This window comes from Kitasatospora sp. NPDC022785, from assembly GCF_055561295.1.
Genome location: NZ_JBVHHB010000048.1, coordinates 1 through 16,497 on the forward strand (window position 1 = coordinate 1; position 16,497 = coordinate 16,497).

Below are 16,497 nucleotides of genomic sequence, written 5' to 3' on the forward strand. Positions count from 1 at the left end.
GCCACTGACCCCACTGGTAGGCGAGCACCCAGATCTTCTTCGGCGCGAAGTAGAACAGCGTGGGCGCCACCGCGTTCTGGTTCATCCCGGTCTGGCCGGCGGAGGCCATGTCCGACCAGTTGGTGAACGGGGCGAACGCCATCGAACCGTACGAGGAACCCGACACGTTCGACGCGTAGACCAGGTGCTTGCCGTTGTACACCACGTCCGTGAAGTCCTTCAGCGCGCCCCAGCCGTTCGCCGGCTGCGCCAGCGCGCCCGTGGACGACCAGCGGTACGTCGACGGCAGCGCACACGAGCCGCCCGTCGGCGTGGGCGTCGACGAACCGGACGGCTTGAGGTTCCAGTGCTGGTTGGCCGCGCCCCAGGAGTCCCATATCTGGACGGGAGTGCCGTTGGCGGTCTGGTTGCCGGGGGTCTCCAGGGCCCGGCCGCTCGCGAGGTTGGTGAGCGTGTACGAGCCGTCGCTGTTCCTGGCGGCCTTCCAGTGCTGGTTGGCGCCGGTGTTGGAGTCCCAGACCTGCATCCGCGTCCCGTTGCCGGTCCGGCCCCCGGGTTCGTCCAGGACCCGGCCGCTGGCGACGTTGGTCAGGGTGTAGGAGCCGTCGTTGTTCTTGGTGGCGCGCCACTGTTGGTTGGTGGCGCCGCTGGCGTCCCAGACCTGGAGCGGGGTGCCGTTGCCGTTCTGCCCCGCGGGCTCGTCGAGGACGCGACCGGAGGCTCCCGCCGCGGAGAGCGTGTAGACGGTGCCGGAGGTGATGCCGCCGTCCGGGGTGCCGTCGCCGGCGCTGCCCAGGGTGGCGAGCACCGCGTCGTAGGCGCTCTTCCGGTTACCGTTGTCGTCGAAGAGCAGCGGGTTCTCACCGGTGCGCCACGAGTCCCTGTCACGGATGCCCCACACGGTCATGCCCGTGCAGCGAGGGACGTTGAGGCAGTCCTGGACGGCGTTGGTGTACGCGGTGGCGGACGCCTGGGCGACGTCCAGTTCGGTGATCTGGACGTCCACGCCGAGCGCGGCGAAGTCGGACAGGGTGGTCCGGAAGCTCGCCGGCGGGCCGCTCGCGCCGAAGTGGCTCTGGAAGCCGACGCAGTCGATGGGGACGCCGCGGGACTTGAAGTCCTTGACCATGGCGTAGACGCCCTGGGTCTTGGCGTCCGACCAGTTCTCGATGTTGTAGTCGTTGTAGCAGAGCTTGGCCGCGGGGTCGGCGTTCCGGGCGGTGCGGAAGGCCTCCTCGATGAAGCCGTTGCCCAGCACCTTCTGGAACACGGAGTCGCGGTGCTGGCCGCTCCCGCCGTCGGCGAACGCCTCGTTGACCACGTCCCAGGCGTAGATCTTGCCCTTGTAGTGGGCCATCTCCTGGGTGATGTGGTTGTTCATCACACCGCGCAGGGTGTTGGCGTCGGTGATGGAGGAGACCCAGTTGGGCAGCTGGGAGTGCCAGACCAGGGTGTGGCCGCGCATGCGCTGGCCGTGCCCGGAGGCATGGCCGACGATCGCGTCGGCGGGGGCGAAGTTGAACGATCCGCGCGAGGGCTCGACGGTGTCCCACTTCATCTCGTTCTCCGGGGTGACCATGGTGAATTCCCGGTCGAGAACGGTGGAGTACGTCGAGTCGCCGAGCCTCCCGGCGGCGACGGCTGTGCCGAAGTAGCGGCCGCTACCGGCCGCCGCCGAACCGAGCGCGGTCGGCTTGCCGGCGTTCGGTGTCCGTGCGGCCTGGGCGATCAGCGGTACGGCGGCCCCCACGGCGGCGAGCACCACGGCGGTCGCGATCAGACGGCGGGTTGCCGGAGGGCGGCGATGAGAGCGGTTCTGGTCTGGCAAAGGCTTGTCCTTCTTTGCGGGCGGGCCTTGCTGTGGGCCCTGGTTGACCGTCAGTTGCCGCCCCGCGGGGAAAGGTTGCCGTGCCGGGGAGAATATTCCTCGACCCGGAGAGTGGTGCGGCCCTCACGGAGCGACGCCACCCCGACCCGCCGGCCCGGTGGTGCCGACCCCGTGGGGCCGGCACCACCGGGCGGGCCTCAGCGCGCCGGGCCGAACCCTCCCCAGACCGAGGCGGGGCCGCCGGCCGACTGGGCGTCGACCCGGTAGCCGTCGTTCGCGGCGCTGCGCACGCCGGTGGCGTGGTTGAACTGGCCGGCGAACTCGTGCTGCCCGACCGGAACCGTGCGGCCCGGCTTGAGGACCCACCGGTAGAACAGCACGCCGCCGGACTCCTGGACGGTGACCGTGAAGTCCTCGCCCGGAAGCGTCCGCCAGTTCCCGGTGTCCCGGACCTCGCCGGTCTGGGCGATCCGTAGCTCGACGGTGAGCGAGGTGAGCGGCTGGGTGGTCCTGAGGACGAGGTCCTGCTGGGCCCAGTACACCGTGCTGTGCGAGTCGACCGATCCCTCCGACCACAGCGCACCGTTCACGGGGCGGCTGCTCGCCGAGGGGGTCGGGCGCGGACTGCCCGGGGTGGTGGCCGGGGCGGGTCCGGGGGGCGGGGTGACGGTGCCCGGGGCGGCCGGGGTCGGCGAAGGGGTGACCGCCGGGGACGGGGTCGCCGTCGGGAGCGGGCTGGCCGGAGTGGTGGTGACGGTGTTCGACGGCGGCGGTGTCCGGACGATGCCGGCGACGGCCAGGCCGCCGGTCGCCAGGACGCCGGCGGTGGCGAGGGCGGCGAGGGCGACCCTGGGCCCCGACCTCATGAGCGCCGGCGAGCGGTGGTGGACGGGGGGGCCGGCCGCTCCGCGTTCGACGCGGGCCAGGATCCGTGCGCGGTCGGGCCGGTGGGCTTCGGCTGCTTCGCGCAGCTGCCGGGTGATGTGCTCGTTCACCGTACGTTCCTCCTTCCTGTCGCCAGTTCGCCGACCGCTCGTGCGCCGAGTGCGCGTTCCAGCTCGGCCATCGCCTTCGAGGTCTGGCTCTTCACCGTACCGACCGAGATGCCCAGCGCCGCGGCGGTGTCCTTCTCCGACAGGTCGAAGGCGTGGCGCATCACCACGCACGCCCGCTTGCGGAACGGCAGCCGGTCGAGCGCCGTGCGGACGTCCAGCACGGCGGCCACGTCCGGGCCGTCCGTTCTCTCGGGGGCGCGGGACCAGAACAGCAGGACCCGGCGCCGCTCGCGGACCGTGCTGCGGATCCGGGCCCGGGCCATGTTGGCGACCACCCCGCGCGCGTAGGCGAGGGGGTGGTCGGCCGCGCGGAGCCGGTCCCAGCGTTGCCACAGCGCGATCAGGGCGTCCGCGGCGAGGTCGTCGGCCGCGTCCGCCTCGCCGGTCAGGAGGTGGGCGAGACGGGCGAGTTCGGAGTAGTGGCGTTCGAAGAAGTCGTGGAACTCCGCGGACGCGTCATCGAGGAGCATTTCCCCCGGCCGCCCTCTCCCTGCAATGTGAACGTTAACAAGGGCCGTGAGCATAGCAGTGCCCGTCTCCGGCGCGGAGCGGGGTCCGCCCCGGAGGGGGACCGGCGACGGCCGGCGGGCGAGCGGCGCGTTCAATGCCGGGCGAACTGGACTCGGGTCGGCTGGACGACGTCCGGCTTCACCGCGATCCCGTCGACGGTCAGCTGTTCCCCGTAGACGTCGGTGACCCTGACCGATCCGCCGCACCCGCCGCCGTCGGGAGAGAGGAAGTAGTTGTAGTCGGTGCGGGACAGCTGCCGCCAGCCGCCCGCGGTACGGACCTCCAGCGTCGCCACCGGGTTGCGGTGGCCGATCACCTGGATCCCGCACCACCACTGGCTGGACCCGGTCTTGTACCGGACGGACATGGTGTCCGGCACCGTGCCCGGGCTCAGCACCGTCCAGGTGACCGGCAGGCGGCCCACCGAGAGATCGGCCAGTTTGGCGAAGGCCTCGTGGCTGAGGTCGAGCTGCCCGGGCGCGCAGGGCAAGGGGCACTCGTTGACGATCCGCACCGTGATGCTCGCCCCATTGGCGGCGCGCACGAGTATGACGGCCCCGCACGCCCTGGACGACTCGTAGTCGGTGTGGTTCATCGCCGCGACCATGAGGTCACCGGACGGGCCGAACGAGCAGGCGCCGTTGCCGTCCGCGGCGTCGTAGGAGGTCGCGACGCCCTGGTAGTCCGCGCGGGGCTTGATCCGCCCGGCCAGGGACGCCGTGGCGGGTACGTGGCCGGAACCGCTGGCGGCGACCGACGGTGACGGGGTGGCCTTGGCGGACGCGGACGCGGACGCGGACGCGGACGCGGACGCGGACGCGGACGCGGCGGACGCGGCGGACGCGGAGGGGGTCGACGGCCGCGGTGTGGGACTGGCTGAGGGCGACGGCGTGCGGGTGGCGGCGGGCGCGGTGTCGGTGGCCGATGGCGGTGCCGTCGAGGGCGTGGGGTCGGCCGGGACGCCGGTGCCCGGAGGCGCGCTCGGCTCGGTGGCCGCGGCGGAGGCGGCGGCCGGCTCCGCCGCACCGGCGTCGCCCCCGCCGCGCGGCAGGAGCGCGAAGGCCAGGCAGACCAGTACCCCGACCGCCACCAGCGCCAACGGAATGCCCATGACCAGCCCGCGCCTGCGGTTCGACTGCGGGGCGGCGTGCTTCGTTGCCCTCATTCCCGTCCATTCGGTAGATCGACTCGACCTTGCACTGCCCAGTGGGCGCCGGGAACGGAAAGGTTGCCGCGTCGGCGCGGGTTTCTTCGCGGCGTTCTCCCGGGGCCGGCCCCGGGGCGGGCGGTGCGGATCCCCGCCCGCCCGCCCGCCCCCGGACCGGGCCGGTCAGGACGGGTCGCCGTAGACCACGCCGCGGCCGTAGCCGCCGAGGTACACCCGGCCGTAGACGTCGGGGTCGCCGGAGATGACGTTGATGACGCTCCCGCCGAACTGGTGCTGGTCGTCGTTGATCCGGACCCAGGTCGAGCCGCCGTCGGTGGAGCGGAACAGGCCGATGACGCCCTTCACCTTCCCGCTCAGGTACAGGGCTTGGTAGCCGGCCCCGGGCGCCGCCTTGCCGAAACCGACGGCGCTCGCCTGCTCGACGCCGTCGAGCCTGCGGAAGGTCGCCCCGCCGTCGGTGGAGTGCCGCAGCCCGTTGCCCCCGCCGGCGATCCACAGGTCACCGGCGACGCCGGGAAGGGCCTTGAGCGGCCCGTCGCCCAGCCCGGTGGCCCGGGTGGTGAAGTGCCGCCCACCGTCGGTGGAGGCGTACAGGGTGCCGCCGCTGAGGGCGTAGAAGGTGTTCGCCGCCGAACGGTCGGCCACCACGGCCGCGTCCTTGGGCAGGCCGGAGACCGCCGCCCAGGTCGCGCCCCGGTTGGTCGAGAGGAACGGCGTCTGGCCCGCCGGGGTCCACACCACGGTGCCGCCGTCCGCCGAGACGGCCGTGGAGCCGCCGCCCGCGTCGCCCACCGGAGCGGCCGCGAAGGGAGCCCAGTTGACTCCGCCGTCGGCCGACCAGGCGCCGTGCTGCGCGCCGCCGAGGCCGACCCGCACCATGAACTCCGGCTTGCCCTGGGCGAAGTCGATGCCGGTGGTGTTGGTGAACAGCGGACTGCTCAGCGCCTTGGCGGGGACCTTGGTCAGGTCGTCGTGCCGGAACCCGCTGACGTCGCCGAGCGCGCTGATCAGCGGCTGGCCGGGCGGCTTGACCAGACCGAGCGTCGCGGTCTCCTCCAGGCCCCTGGCCGGGATGGTCCAGTGCGTCGGACGCCCGCTGTCGGCCGCCGTCACGTCGCTGCTGCCCCACATGCCGGATCCGGTGCCGTAGAGCACGTGCCCGGAGTCGTACGGGTCGATGGCGAGCGTGCCCATCCAGTGCCCGATGCCGGTGCCCACGTAGGGCGCCGCCGAGTCGTCGCGTTCCGAGGTCGCGCCGAGCGCCTTCCAGGTGGCGCCGCCGTCGGTCGAGCGGTACAGCTCGTCGGGGGGCCACCAGCGGTCCATGGTGGTGACCATCACCGTGGCCGGGTGCTGCGGGTCGACCGCGAGGCCGGCGAAGCCGTAACCACCGCTGGACGGCGAGACGTTCTTCCAGACTCCGGTGGCGGGTGTGTACTTCCACACCGAGCCGGCCGTCACCCCGTTCGGGCCGGGCGCGTTGGTGTACGTCAGGTAGAACGAGCCGTCGCCGGACAGCACGCCGTGCTGCGGCAGCTGGCCGGTCGGTTGGCCGGGGACGGCCTGCCAGGTGGCGCCGCCGTCGGTCGAGCGGTACAGCGACGTCGACTTGTCGGCGACCCCGACGTAGATCGTCCTGCTGCCGGACGGGCCGAAGGCCACGAAGGACAGCCCGACCCCGCTGCTCGCACCGTCCTTCACGGGGAAGGTGGCGACCTGGCTCCAGGTCACGCCGTAGTCGGTGCTGCGCCAGAGGCCGTTCTTGCGGGTGCCCAGGTAGAGCGTGCGGTGGTCGGAGGGGTCGACCACCAGCCGCTCGCCCATGGACCGGCCGTCCTCGTTGCCGCCCAGTTTGAAGGGCAGGTCGGTGCGCTGGAACGTCCGGCCCTGGTCGGTGGAGCGGAGGATCGCGCCGTTGCCCGCCCAGTCGTTGGTGTAGGTGCCGCTGGCGAGGTACAGCCGGTCCGGGTCGACCGGGTCGGTCGCCAGGCTCTCGATCCCGAGCAGGTTCCAGTCGGCGCCGCCGATCCAGTCCGTCAGCGAGGTCCACCGCCCGGCGGCGGCGTCCCAGCGGTACGCGCCGCCGATGTCGGTCCGGGCGTACAGCAGGTCCTTGCGGGCGGGGTTGAAGACCAGTCCGGTGACGAAGCCGCCGCCGACGATCTGTGCGTTGTGCCAGGTGTACCCGCCCGCGCCGGACACCTTGACCAGTCGCCACCGCTGATTGGTGCCGCCGATGTCGCCGTACTGGATGAGGGGCACGCCCTCCTCCTTGCCGCCGCCGCAGACGTCCAGCACCAGGCCGCTGCCGCGGGAGACGAACTTCACCGCGCCGCCGCCGACGTCCTGCATCCGCCACTGCTGGGAGGCGGCGGCGCGGTCGGCCTGCTGCTCGACGGCGGCCACGGGCTGAGAGGAACCGCCGCGCACACCGAGGACCTTGTGGGTGCCGCGGTTCTCCAGCTCGTAGTAGCCGTCCCCCGCCAGCCGCAGTCGCCACTGCTGGCTCGCGGCCCCGGCGACGCGGTTCATCTGCCGGGCCCAGGCGCCGTCGGCCGCGTCCGCACCGGGCACGTCCAGGGCCTTGTCGCTGCGGACGGACACCAGCGTGTAGTAGGCGTCGGGATCCACCGACGCCGCGTTGGAGTCGGCCTGCGCGAAGAGCAGGTACGGGCCGAGCACGCCGGGCACGCCCAGTGCCAGGCCCAGCGTCGTCCAGCGCCGGCGGTGGCGCCCACGAGGACGCCGGCCGCGACCGGTCGCCGTGGGATCCGTCTCGTTCATGGGGGCTACTCCTTGCTTCGGCCCCGCCGAGGCGACCCCGCCCGGTCGGGCGGCGGCGCGGCGGCGGTCGGCGGTGTGAGGGGGGACGGCCCGAGGGATGTTCCGCCCTCGGTGTCGTCTGTCGGTTGCCGCCGGTGCGCGGGAGGTTGCCGCCCGCTGGAAGAATCTCCGCCGGGTCCTGAACCGGGGGGACGGACGGCCCGTCAGTCCGGGCGAGGAGTCACCGGGCCGGCACCACGGTCGGGCGCCGGCCGGCTCCCCCCGGGCGCGTCGGGTGGGCCGCGGAGGTGCGCCCCCGGCCCGGGAGGCACCGGAACGAGGCGCAGGGCCCGACGCGGCGATCGGCAGGAGCCTGGACGGAACGCCGGCCCGGCTCCGGTGGCCGCATAGTATGCCCGGGTATGTCCACAGCTGCCGTGATCGCCGTCGTCGCGCTCGCCCTCCTGCACGTCTACATCCTGGTTTTGGAGATGTTCCTGTGGACCACGCCCCGGGCCCGGGGCGCCTTCGGCACGTCAACGGAGTTCGCGGCCTCGACCAAGGCGATGGCCGCCAACCAGGGCCTGTACAACGGCTTCCTGGCGGCCGGTCTGTCCTGGGGCGCCTTCGCCTCCGACCCGGTCGGGTTCCAGGTGAGGGTCTTCTTCGCCTCCTGCGTCGCCGTCGCCGGTCTGTTCGGAGCCGCGACGTCCTCCCGCAGGATCCTCCTCGTGCAGACGGTGCCGGCACTGGTCGTGCTCGCCCTGGTGCTGGCGGCCCACTGAACCCGGTCCGAGGGGGCCCTCGCCGGAGAGGGCCCCCTCGGGCGTCGGCACGGGGAACAGGACGGGCCGCGGTGCGTGTGCACCGCGGCCCGTCTCCGTCGAGCGGTTGGTCAGGAGCCGGCCCGGCGCTTGTTGTAGACGTCGAAGCCGACGGCCGCGAGCAGCACCAGACCCTTGATGACCTGCTGGTAGTCGGTGCCGACGCCGACCAGCGACATGCCGTTGTTCAGCACGCCGAGCACCAGCCCGCCGATGATCGCGCCGAGGACGGTGCCCACGCCGCCGCTGGCGGAGGCGCCGCCGATGAACGCGGCGGCGATGGCCTCCAGTTCGAAGTTGATGCCGGCCTGCGGGGTGCCGGCGTTGAGACGCGCGGCGAAGACCAGGCCGGCGAGGGCCGCGAGGACGCCCATGGTGGTGAAGGCGAGGAAGACGACCCGCTTGCTCTTCACCCCGGACAGCTTCGCCGCCGCCTCGTTGCCGCCGATGGCGTAGGTGTGCCGGCCGATGATGGAGTTGCGCATCAGGTAGCCGAAGCCGACCAGCAGCGCGCCGAGGATCAGCAGCACGATCGGCACGCCGTGGTAGCTGGCCAGCAGCAGGGTGAAGGCGGCCACGGCCGTGGTGATCACGCCGAGCTTCGCCAGGAACAGTCCGAGCGGGAGCGGCTCCAGCCCGTACGAGGCGGTCTGCCGCCGGCCGCGCACCTCCTGCAGGATCGCGACGGCCAGCACCGCGAGGCCCAGCAGCAGGGTGAGGTTGTGGTAGTCGGTGTGCGGGCCGACCTCGGGCAGGAAGCCGCTGCTGATGCTCTGGAAGCCCTTCGGGAACGGCGCCACCGACTGGCCCTGCAGGATGATCTGGGTGCCCCCGCGGAACAGCAGCATGCCCGCCAGGGTGACGATGAACGAGGGGATCCCCAGGTAGGCGATCCAGAAGCCCTGCCAGGCGCCGGCGAGGGCGCCGATCGCCAGGGCGACCAGCATCGCCACGGGCCACGGCACCTGGTGCTTGACCATCATCACCGCGGCGGCGGCCCCGACGAAGGCGGCCAGGGAGCCGACCGAGAGGTCGATGTGCCCGGCGATGATGACGATCATCATCCCGATCGCCAGGATCAGGATGTAGCCGTTCTGCTGGATCAGGTTGGTGATGTTGAGCGGCTGGAGCAGGATGCCGTCCGTCCAGATCTGGAACAGCAGCACGATCAGCGCGAGCGCGACCAGCATGCCGTACTGGCGCACGTTGCCCTGCAGCGCGCGGGCCAGGACGGAGCCGAGGGAGGGGCTCGGACCGGCCTGCGGTGCCTTCGGGGACGAATCCGGGATGATCTCGGTCTGGGCCATGCCTTACACCTGCTCGTTGCTGGAGGCGGCGCTCATGGTCATGAGCCGCATGAGGGTTTCCTGGGTGGCGTCGGCACGGGCGACCTCGCCGGTGATCCGGCCTTCGGCCATGGTGTAGATCCGGTCGCACAGACCCAGGAGTTCGGGGAGTTCGGACGAGATGACGAGCACCGCCTTGCCCTGGGCGGCGAGTTCGGCGATGACGGTGTAGATCTCCGCCTTCGCGCCGATGTCGATGCCGCGGGTGGGCTCGTCGAGGATCAGCACCTCGGGCTCGGCGAAGATCCACTTGCTGAGGACGACCTTCTGCTGGTTGCCGCCGCTGAGCGTGCCGGTCCGGGTGAACACCGTCGGGGCCTTGATGTTCATGGTGCGGCGGAAGGACTCGGCGACCTTGGCCTCCTCGTGCCGGTCGACGCGGCCGTAGCGGGCGACCTTGCCGAGCGCGCTCAGCGAGATGTTGCGGCTGATGTCGTCGATGAGGTTGAGGCCGAGCTGCTTGCGGTCCTCGGTGACGTAGGCGATGCCGTGCCCGATCGCCTCGGGGACGGTCCGGGTGCGGATCTCCCGCCCGAGCATCCGGACCCGCCCGGCTGCCCACCGCCCGTACGAGCGGCCGAAGACGCTCATGGCCAGCTCCGTGCGGCCGGCGCCCATCAGGCCGGCGATGCCCACGATCTCACCGCGCCGCACGTTCAGCGAGGCGCCGTCCACCACCATGCGCTGCTGGTCGATCGGGTGCCGCACGCTCCAGTCCTCGACCTCGAACGCGACCTCGCCGATGTCGGGGGTGCGCTCCGGGTAGCGGTGCTCCAGGTCTCGGCCGACCATGCCGCGGATGATCCGCTCCTCGGAGATGCCCTCGGGGCCGATCGCGATGGTCTCGATGGTCCGCCCGTCACGCAGGATGGTCACGGAGTCCGCGACCCGGGCGATCTCGTTCAGCTTGTGCGAGATGATGATGCAGGAGATGCCGTGCGCCTTGAGTTCGACGATCAGGTCGAGCAGCTTGCGGCTGTCCTCGTCGTTCAGCGCGGCCGTCGGCTCGTCCAGGATGAGCAGCTTGACCTTCTTGGCCAGCGCCTTGGCGATCTCGACCAACTGCTGCTTGCCCACCCCGAGGTCGGCGATCCGGGTGTGCGGGCTCTCGGCGAGGCCGACCTGACGGAGCAGTTCGGCGGCGTGGGTGAGCGTGCGCTGCCAGCTGATGATGCCCCGGGAGGCGTGCTCGTTGCCGAGGAAGACGTTCTCGGCGATGGACAGGTACGGCACCAGCGCCAGTTCCTGGTGGATGATGACGATGCCGCGCTGCTCGCTGGCCCGGATGTCCTTGAACCGGCAGGGCTCGCCCTCGAAGAGGATCTCGCCCTCGTAGGCGCCGTGGGGGTAGACGCCGCTGAGCACCTTCATCAGGGTGGACTTGCCGGCGCCGTTCTCGCCGCAGATGGCGTGCACCTCGCCGGCGGTGACGCTCAGGTTGACCTCGGAGAGCGCCTTCACGCCGGGGAACGACTTGCTGATCGACCGCATTTCGAGAACGGGTCCAGCCATGGTTGTGCGTCCGTATCGTTCGGGGCGGTGCGGGCCGGTCTCCCGGGCGCCGCACCGCCGGTTCGGCAGGGCCCGGCGGGCTACTTGAGCTGGTCCGCGGTGTACTGGCCGCTGTCGACCAGGACCTTCTGGTAGTTGTCCTTGTCGACGCTGACCGGCTGCAGCAGCTGGGCCGGGACGGTCTTGACGCCGTTGTTGTACTGGCTGGTGTCGTTGACCTCGGGCTTGCCGCCGGTGAGCAGCGCGTCGCCCATCTGGACGGCGGCCTTGGCCAGCTGGCGGGTGTCCTTGTACACCGTCTGGGTCTGCTCGCCCGCGATGATCGACTTCACCGAGGCCAGCTCGCCGTCCTGGCCCGTGACGACGGGCAGCGACTTCGCGGTGCCGTAGCCGACGCCCTTCAGGGAGGAGATGATGCCGATCGAGATGCCGTCGTACGGAGAGAGCACGGCGTCGACGTGGGCGTTGGTGTACGACTTGCTGAGTAGGTTGTCCATCCGGGACTGGGCGAGCCCGCCGTCCCAGCGCAGCGTGGCGACCTGGTTGAACTCGGTCTGGCCGCTCTGCACGACCAGCTTCTTCTGGTCGATGTACGGCTTGAGGACGCTCATCGCGCCGTTGAAGAAGAACGTGGCGTTGTTGTCGTCCGGGGAGCCGGCGAAGAGCTCGATGTTGAACGGGCCCTTGCCGTCCTTGAGGCCGAGCTTGTCGGCGATGTAGCCGCCCTGGAGGACGCCGACCTTGTAGTTGTCGAAGGTCGCGTAGTAGTCGACGTTCGCCGTGCCGCGGATGAGGCGGTCGTAGGAGATCACCGGGATGTGGGCGTCGGCGGCCTTCTGCAGCACGTTGGTGAGGGAGGAGCCGTCGATGGCGGCGATCACCAGCAGCTTGGCGCCCTTGGTGATCATGTTCTCCACCTGGGAGACCTGGTTCTCGACCACGTTGTCGCCGTACTGCAGGTCGGTCTTGTAGCCCTTGGCCTGGAACTCCTTGACCATGTTGGTGCCGTCGTTGATCCAGCGTTCCGACGACTTGGTCGGCATCGCGATGCCGACCAGACCGCCCTTGGCGTCCCCCTTGGCCGCACCGTCGCCGCCGCCGCCGTTGGCGCTCTGGCCGCAGGCCGCCAGCGAGAGCACCAGGCCCGCGGCGACCAGGCCCGCCGAAATGTTCCGCACAGTTCCTCCAGTGGTGTTCCGCGACCGGCACAGTGCGTCCTCTGACTGGGCGGCTGGGAGCGGTCGGGCGAGGCCGGCCGGGAGCGGTCCCTCGGGGCTGTGGGGCGTCGGGGTGGCGGCCGCCCTGGCCTGGCGTTACATGAGTGTTAACGCTCACATCTGTTGGAGTCAAGAGGGTTCCGGGCATCGTTGGATCCCCGAGATCTGGCGTTGACCCCCGGGCGGTCGCGGCCGGGCGGCGCGTCGCCGGCTGCGGATCGGGGGCGACGGCGGCGCCACCCGCGGGCGGTCCGGCCGGTGCCCGGTCGCCGCGGGCGGGCCCGCCCCTCCGGGGGCTCGGCGGCGGGCGGGGAGGTGGCGTCAGCGCGGACGCGCCGGGGCGCCCGTCGAGCCGCCGCCTCCGCCGGCCGGGGGTGAACCCGTGCGTGCTGCCGTGCCGCGGTGGTCAATCGCCGGTGGCCCGGGCGGCCGGCGCGAAGAGTGCCGCGTCCTTCGACCGAGGGTGACGGAACGGCCCGGGCCTGGTCGCGTACTGTGGGCGGCAGCCGAGGAGGGGAGAGCCCGTGGGAACCGAGAGTGCCGGGACGGAACAGCGCCAGCCCGTGATGGCGGACGTGGCGAAACTGGCGGGTGTGTCCCACCAGACGGTGTCCCGGGTGCTCAACGGCGCCCCGCACGTGCGGCCGGACACCCGGGAGCGCGTGCTGGCCGCCATCCGCGAACTGGACTACCGGCCCAACTCCGCCGCCCGCGCCCTGGTCACCCGCCGCTCGCAGACCCTCGGCGTGGTCAGCTTCGACTCGACGCTCTACGGCCCCGCCTCGATGCTGGACGGCATCGAGCAGGCCGCTCGCAGCGCCGGGTACTTCGTGAGCGTGACCAGCCTTCGCTCCCTCGACGGCCGGTCGGTCCAGGAAGCCGTCGACCGGCTGCGCGACCAGGGAGTGGAGGGGGTCGTGGTGATCGCGCCGCAGACCTCCGCCGTCAGTGCCGTGGCCCGGCTCTCCAGCTCGGTGCCGGTCGTCGCGGTCGGCTCGGGCAACCAGACGCAGGTGCCCATGGTGTCGGTGGGCAACCGCGAGGGTGCGGGCGAGGCCACCGGGCACCTCCTCGACCTCGGCCACCGCACCGTGCACCACCTGGCCGGACCGTCCAACTGGCTGGAGAGCCAGGACCGCGAGGAGGGCTGGCGCCTCACGCTGCAGGCGGCGGGGGCTCCCGTGCCGGAGGTGGAGCGGGGCGACTGGAGCGCCCGCTCGGGCTATCAGGCCGGGTTGCGGATCGCGCGACTGCCCGATGTCACGGCCGTCTTCTGCGCCAATGACCACATGGCCCTCGGCCTGCTGCGCGCCCTGAACGAGGGCGGCCGGTCGGTGCCCGAGGAGATCAGTGTGGTCGGGTTCGACGACATCCCGGAGGCCGCCTACTTCATCCCGCCGCTGACCACCGTGCGGCAGGACTTCGGCGAACTCGGCAGGCGGGCGCTGGAGCTGCTGCTGGGGGAGCTGGAGGGCGATGCGAGGTCCGCCCCGAGCCACGTGCGGATCCAGCCCGAGCTGGTGCTGCGCCGCAGCGTGGGCCCGGTCGTCCGCCGGTGAACCGCCGGCGCCGCGCGCCGCGCTGACCGCCCGGGCGTGCGGACGCCCGGCGAGGGAACTTCCCTTGACACGTCGAATGTTAACGCTCACAATTTCTGTGAGCGTTAACACGAGCGAAACGCCCACCCACTCCACCGGCCAGGCGCCGCCATTCCCGCTTCTGGCGCCCGGCCGGTGGTCCCTCGTTCCGCCCTCCTGAGGGGGAGGCCGCGGAACGGAGCCTGTCGCCGGTGAGCTGCCCCCCTGCCCCGGCTGCGGATCCACCGGCGACAGGCGACACCACAGGTGTGTCGCCCCAATGCCTGGCCCCCGTACGAAGGATGACGACGTGACCGTGAATCCCGCTGCCCCCGACCCGGAGAGATACGTCGTCGGGATCGACTTCGGCACCCTCTCCGGCCGCGCCGTGGTGGTCCGCGTGCGCGACGGCGAGGAGGTCGGCACCGCCGTCCACGAGTACCCGCATGCTGTCATCGAGCGCGAACTGCCCGGCACGGGAGGGCTGTTGCCGCCCGATTGGGCGCTGCAGCACCCCGCGGACTGGCGCGAGGTGCTGCGCACCGCCGTCCCGGCCGCGCTCGCCGCCGCCGGCGTCGATCCGGCGGACGTCATCGGGATCGCCACCGACTTCACGGCCTGCACCGTCCTGCCTGTGCTCGCCGACGGCACCCCGCTGGCCGAGACGGCCGCGTGGGCGTCCCGCCCGCACGCCTGGCCCAAGCTCTGGAAGCACCACGCCGCCCAGGCCCAGGCGGACCGCATCAACGCCCTGGCCCACGCCCGGGGTGAGAAGTGGATCTCCCGCTACGGCGGGCGGATCTCCGCGGAGTGGCAGTACGCCAAGGCGTTGCAGGTCCTGGAGGAGGACCCGGCCGTCTACGCCGCGACCGAGCGCTGGATCGAGGCCGCCGACTGGATCGTCTGGCAGCTCACCGGTGCCGAGAGCCGCAACACCTGCACCGCCGGGTACAAGGGCATCCACCAGGACGGGAGTTACCCGAGCGAGGACTACCTCGCCGCGCTCCACCCCGGGTTCGCCGACTTCGCCCGCACCCGCCTGGAGCACCCGCTCTCCCCGCTGGGATCCCGGGTCGGCTCGCTCACCGCGCAGGCCGCCGAGTGGACCGGCCTGCCGGAGGGGATCGCGGTCGCCGCCGGCAACGTGGACGCCCACGTCGCCGCGCCGGCCGCCCGCGCCGTGGACAACGGCCAACTCCTCGCCATCATGGGCACGTCCACCTGCCACGTCGTCAACGGCGCGGCGCTCGCCGACGTCCCCGGCATCTGCGGCGTGGTCGAGGACGGCATCGTCGCCGGCTCCTACGGCTACGAGGCCGGGCAGAGCGCCGTCGGCGACATCTTCGCCTGGTGGCTACGCCAGGGCGTCCCCGCGGACTACCTGGCCGAGGCCGAGGCCGGCGGTGAGGACCTGCACCGGCTGCTCACCCGCAAGGCCGCCGCCCAACCCGTCGGCGCGCACGGCCTGGTGGCACTCGACTGGATGAACGGCAACCGCTCCACCCTGGTCGACCACCACCTGTCCGGCGTGATCGTCGGACTCACCCTCGCCACCCGCCCCGAGGAGATCTACCGCGCCCTGCTGGAGGCCACCGCCTTCGGCACCCGCGTCATCGTCGAGGCCCTGGAGCAGGGCGAGGTCCCCGTCACCGAGTTCATCGTCACCGGCGGCCTCAAGAAGAACGCCCTGCTGATGCAGATCTACGCCGACGTGCTGCGCCGCCCGGTCTCGGTCGCCGAGTCGGAGCAGGGCCCCGCCCTCGGATCCGCGATCCACGCCGCGGTCGCCGCCGGGGCGTACCCGGACGTGCGGAGTGCGGCCGAGGCCATGGGCCGGGTGCGGCGGGGCGCGTACCAGCCCGATCCGGCCGCCGCCGACGCCTACGACCTGCTGTTCGCCGAGTACCGGGCCCTGCACGACCACTTCGGCCTCGGCGCCGACAAGCTCCTGCACCGCCTGCGTGATATCCGCAACGCCGCCCTCACCACACCGAGCGAGGCCCTGTGAACGCGACCAACGCGATCAACGCGACCATCGACGCCATCCGCCGCCAGGTCAGCGACCTGCATCAGGAGCTGGTCCGCTACAACCTGGTGGTCTGGACCGCCGGCAACGTCTCCGCCCGTGTCCCGGGAGCGGACCTGCTGGTCATCAAGCCCAGTGGCGTCTCCTACGACGACCTGTCGCCGCAGAACATGATCGTCTGCGACCTGGACGGCAACGTCGTCGAGGGCGACCACGCGCCCTCCTCCGACACCGCCGCACACGCCTACGTCTACCGGCACCTGCCCGAGGTCGGCGGAGTGGTCCACACCCACTCCACCTACGCCTGCGCCTGGGCGGCCCGCGGCGAGGCCGTCCCCTGCGTCCTGACCGCGATGGCCGACGAGTTCGGCGCCGAGATCCCGGTCGGCCCGTTCGCCCTGATCGGCGACGACTCGATCGGCCGGGGCATCGTGGACACCCTCAAGGGCCACCGCTCACCCGCCGTCCTGATGCAGAACCACGGCGTCTTCACCATCGGCAAGGACGCCAAGGCCGCCGTGAAGGCCGCCGTGATGTGCGAGGACGTCGCCCGCACCGTCCACCTCTCCCGCCAGCTCGGCGAGCCCCTGCCGATCGCGCAGGCCGACATCGACAGCCTCAACTTCCGCTACCAGAACGTCTACGGCCAGCCCCAGGCCGGATGAGGAGCC

12 protein-coding genes are annotated in these 16,497 nt (G+C 72.0%); 4 read left to right on the plus strand and 8 right to left on the minus strand.

Features of this window, described 5'->3' with window-relative positions; all coding sequences use genetic code 11:
- From ACZ3YO_RS38970 to ACZ3YO_RS38990, 5 genes are all read right to left on the minus strand, one after another.
- Window positions 1-1,780, minus strand: a 1,780-nt coding sequence (locus tag ACZ3YO_RS38970) for a non-reducing end alpha-L-arabinofuranosidase family hydrolase (RefSeq protein WP_465578961.1), incomplete at its 3' end; no start/stop codon positions are given.
- A 245-nt stretch (window positions 1,781-2,025) separates the two neighbouring features.
- Window positions 2,026-2,823 carry a hypothetical protein gene (locus tag ACZ3YO_RS38975; protein WP_465578919.1) on the minus strand — a complete coding sequence of 266 codons (798 nt, stop codon included), beginning with the start codon at window positions 2,821-2,823 and terminating at the stop codon, window positions 2,026-2,028.
- On the minus strand, window positions 2,820-3,353 hold the full coding sequence (locus tag ACZ3YO_RS38980; protein ID WP_465578921.1) for a SigE family RNA polymerase sigma factor: 534 nt from the start codon (window positions 3,351-3,353) through the stop codon (window positions 2,820-2,822). The genes ACZ3YO_RS38975 and ACZ3YO_RS38980 overlap by 4 nt, the downstream gene beginning before the upstream one ends.
- Before the next feature lie 131 nt (window positions 3,354-3,484).
- Window positions 3,485-4,558 (minus strand): expansin EXLX1 family cellulose-binding protein, encoded by a 1,074-nt coding sequence (locus tag ACZ3YO_RS38985; protein ID WP_465578923.1) that lies wholly within the window; start codon window positions 4,556-4,558, stop codon window positions 3,485-3,487.
- Between the two features lie 165 nt (window positions 4,559-4,723).
- Window positions 4,724-7,345 (minus strand): RICIN domain-containing protein, encoded by a 2,622-nt coding sequence (locus ACZ3YO_RS38990; RefSeq protein ID WP_465578925.1) that lies wholly within the window; start codon window positions 7,343-7,345, stop codon window positions 4,724-4,726.
- 401 nt (window positions 7,346-7,746) lie between these two features.
- Between ACZ3YO_RS38990 and ACZ3YO_RS38995 the strand changes: the two genes are divergently transcribed.
- Window positions 7,747-8,109, plus strand: coding sequence for a DUF1304 domain-containing protein (locus ACZ3YO_RS38995; protein ID WP_465578927.1), 363 nt, complete (start codon window positions 7,747-7,749; stop codon window positions 8,107-8,109).
- A gap of 110 nt (window positions 8,110-8,219) precedes the next feature.
- Here the strand turns inward: ACZ3YO_RS38995 and mmsB are convergent, their stop codons facing one another.
- The 3 genes from mmsB to chvE all read right to left on the minus strand — a co-directional run bounded on the left by mmsB (window position 8,220) and on the right by chvE (window position 12,184).
- Complete coding sequence (mmsB, locus tag ACZ3YO_RS39000; protein ID WP_465578929.1) at window positions 8,220-9,455, minus strand: multiple monosaccharide ABC transporter permease; 1,236 nt, start codon at window positions 9,453-9,455, stop codon at window positions 8,220-8,222.
- A 3-nt stretch (window positions 9,456-9,458) separates the two neighbouring features.
- Window positions 9,459-11,006 (minus strand): multiple monosaccharide ABC transporter ATP-binding protein, encoded by a 1,548-nt coding sequence (mmsA, locus tag ACZ3YO_RS39005; RefSeq protein WP_465578931.1) that lies wholly within the window; start codon window positions 11,004-11,006, stop codon window positions 9,459-9,461.
- 80 nt (window positions 11,007-11,086) lie between these two features.
- Entirely contained in the window at window positions 11,087-12,184 is a 1,098-nt protein-coding gene (gene chvE, locus ACZ3YO_RS39010; RefSeq protein ID WP_465578933.1) for a multiple monosaccharide ABC transporter substrate-binding protein, read from the minus strand.
- 563 nt (window positions 12,185-12,747) lie between these two features.
- Between chvE and ACZ3YO_RS39015 the strand changes: the two genes are divergently transcribed.
- The 3 genes from ACZ3YO_RS39015 to ACZ3YO_RS39025 all read left to right on the plus strand — a co-directional run bounded on the left by ACZ3YO_RS39015 (window position 12,748) and on the right by ACZ3YO_RS39025 (window position 16,491).
- The gene (locus ACZ3YO_RS39015; RefSeq protein WP_465578935.1) at window positions 12,748-13,782 is read left to right on the plus strand and encodes a LacI family DNA-binding transcriptional regulator; all 1,035 of its coding nucleotides are present in this window, start codon (window positions 12,748-12,750) and stop codon (window positions 13,780-13,782) included.
- Between the two features lie 328 nt (window positions 13,783-14,110).
- Window positions 14,111-15,808, plus strand: a complete 1,698-nt coding sequence (locus tag ACZ3YO_RS39020; RefSeq protein ID WP_465578937.1) for a ribulokinase — start codon at window positions 14,111-14,113, stop codon at window positions 15,806-15,808.
- On the plus strand, window positions 15,805-16,491 hold the full coding sequence (locus ACZ3YO_RS39025; protein ID WP_465578940.1) for an L-ribulose-5-phosphate 4-epimerase: 687 nt from the start codon (window positions 15,805-15,807) through the stop codon (window positions 16,489-16,491). The genes ACZ3YO_RS39020 and ACZ3YO_RS39025 overlap by 4 nt, the downstream gene beginning before the upstream one ends.
- The last annotated feature ends 6 nt before the right edge of the window (window positions 16,492-16,497 follow it).

What these genes read in the sequence shown, in the direction of transcription:
- ACZ3YO_RS38980 (WP_465578921.1), bottom strand. Translation starts at nt 3,353, where the DNA reads ATGCTCCTCGATGACGCGTCCGCGGAGTTCCACGACTTCTTCGAACGC.
- ACZ3YO_RS38985 (WP_465578923.1), bottom strand. Translation starts at nt 4,558, where the DNA reads ATGAGGGCAACGAAGCACGCCGCCCCGCAGTCGAACCGCAGGCGCGGG.
- ACZ3YO_RS38990 (WP_465578925.1), bottom strand. Translation starts at nt 7,345, where the DNA reads ATGAACGAGACGGATCCCACGGCGACCGGTCGCGGCCGGCGTCCTCGT.
- ACZ3YO_RS38995 (WP_465578927.1), top strand. Translation starts at nt 7,747, where the DNA reads ATGTCCACAGCTGCCGTGATCGCCGTCGTCGCGCTCGCCCTCCTGCAC.
- mmsB (WP_465578929.1), bottom strand. Translation starts at nt 9,455, where the DNA reads ATGGCCCAGACCGAGATCATCCCGGATTCGTCCCCGAAGGCACCGCAG.
- mmsA (WP_465578931.1), bottom strand. Translation starts at nt 11,006, where the DNA reads ATGGCTGGACCCGTTCTCGAAATGCGGTCGATCAGCAAGTCGTTCCCC.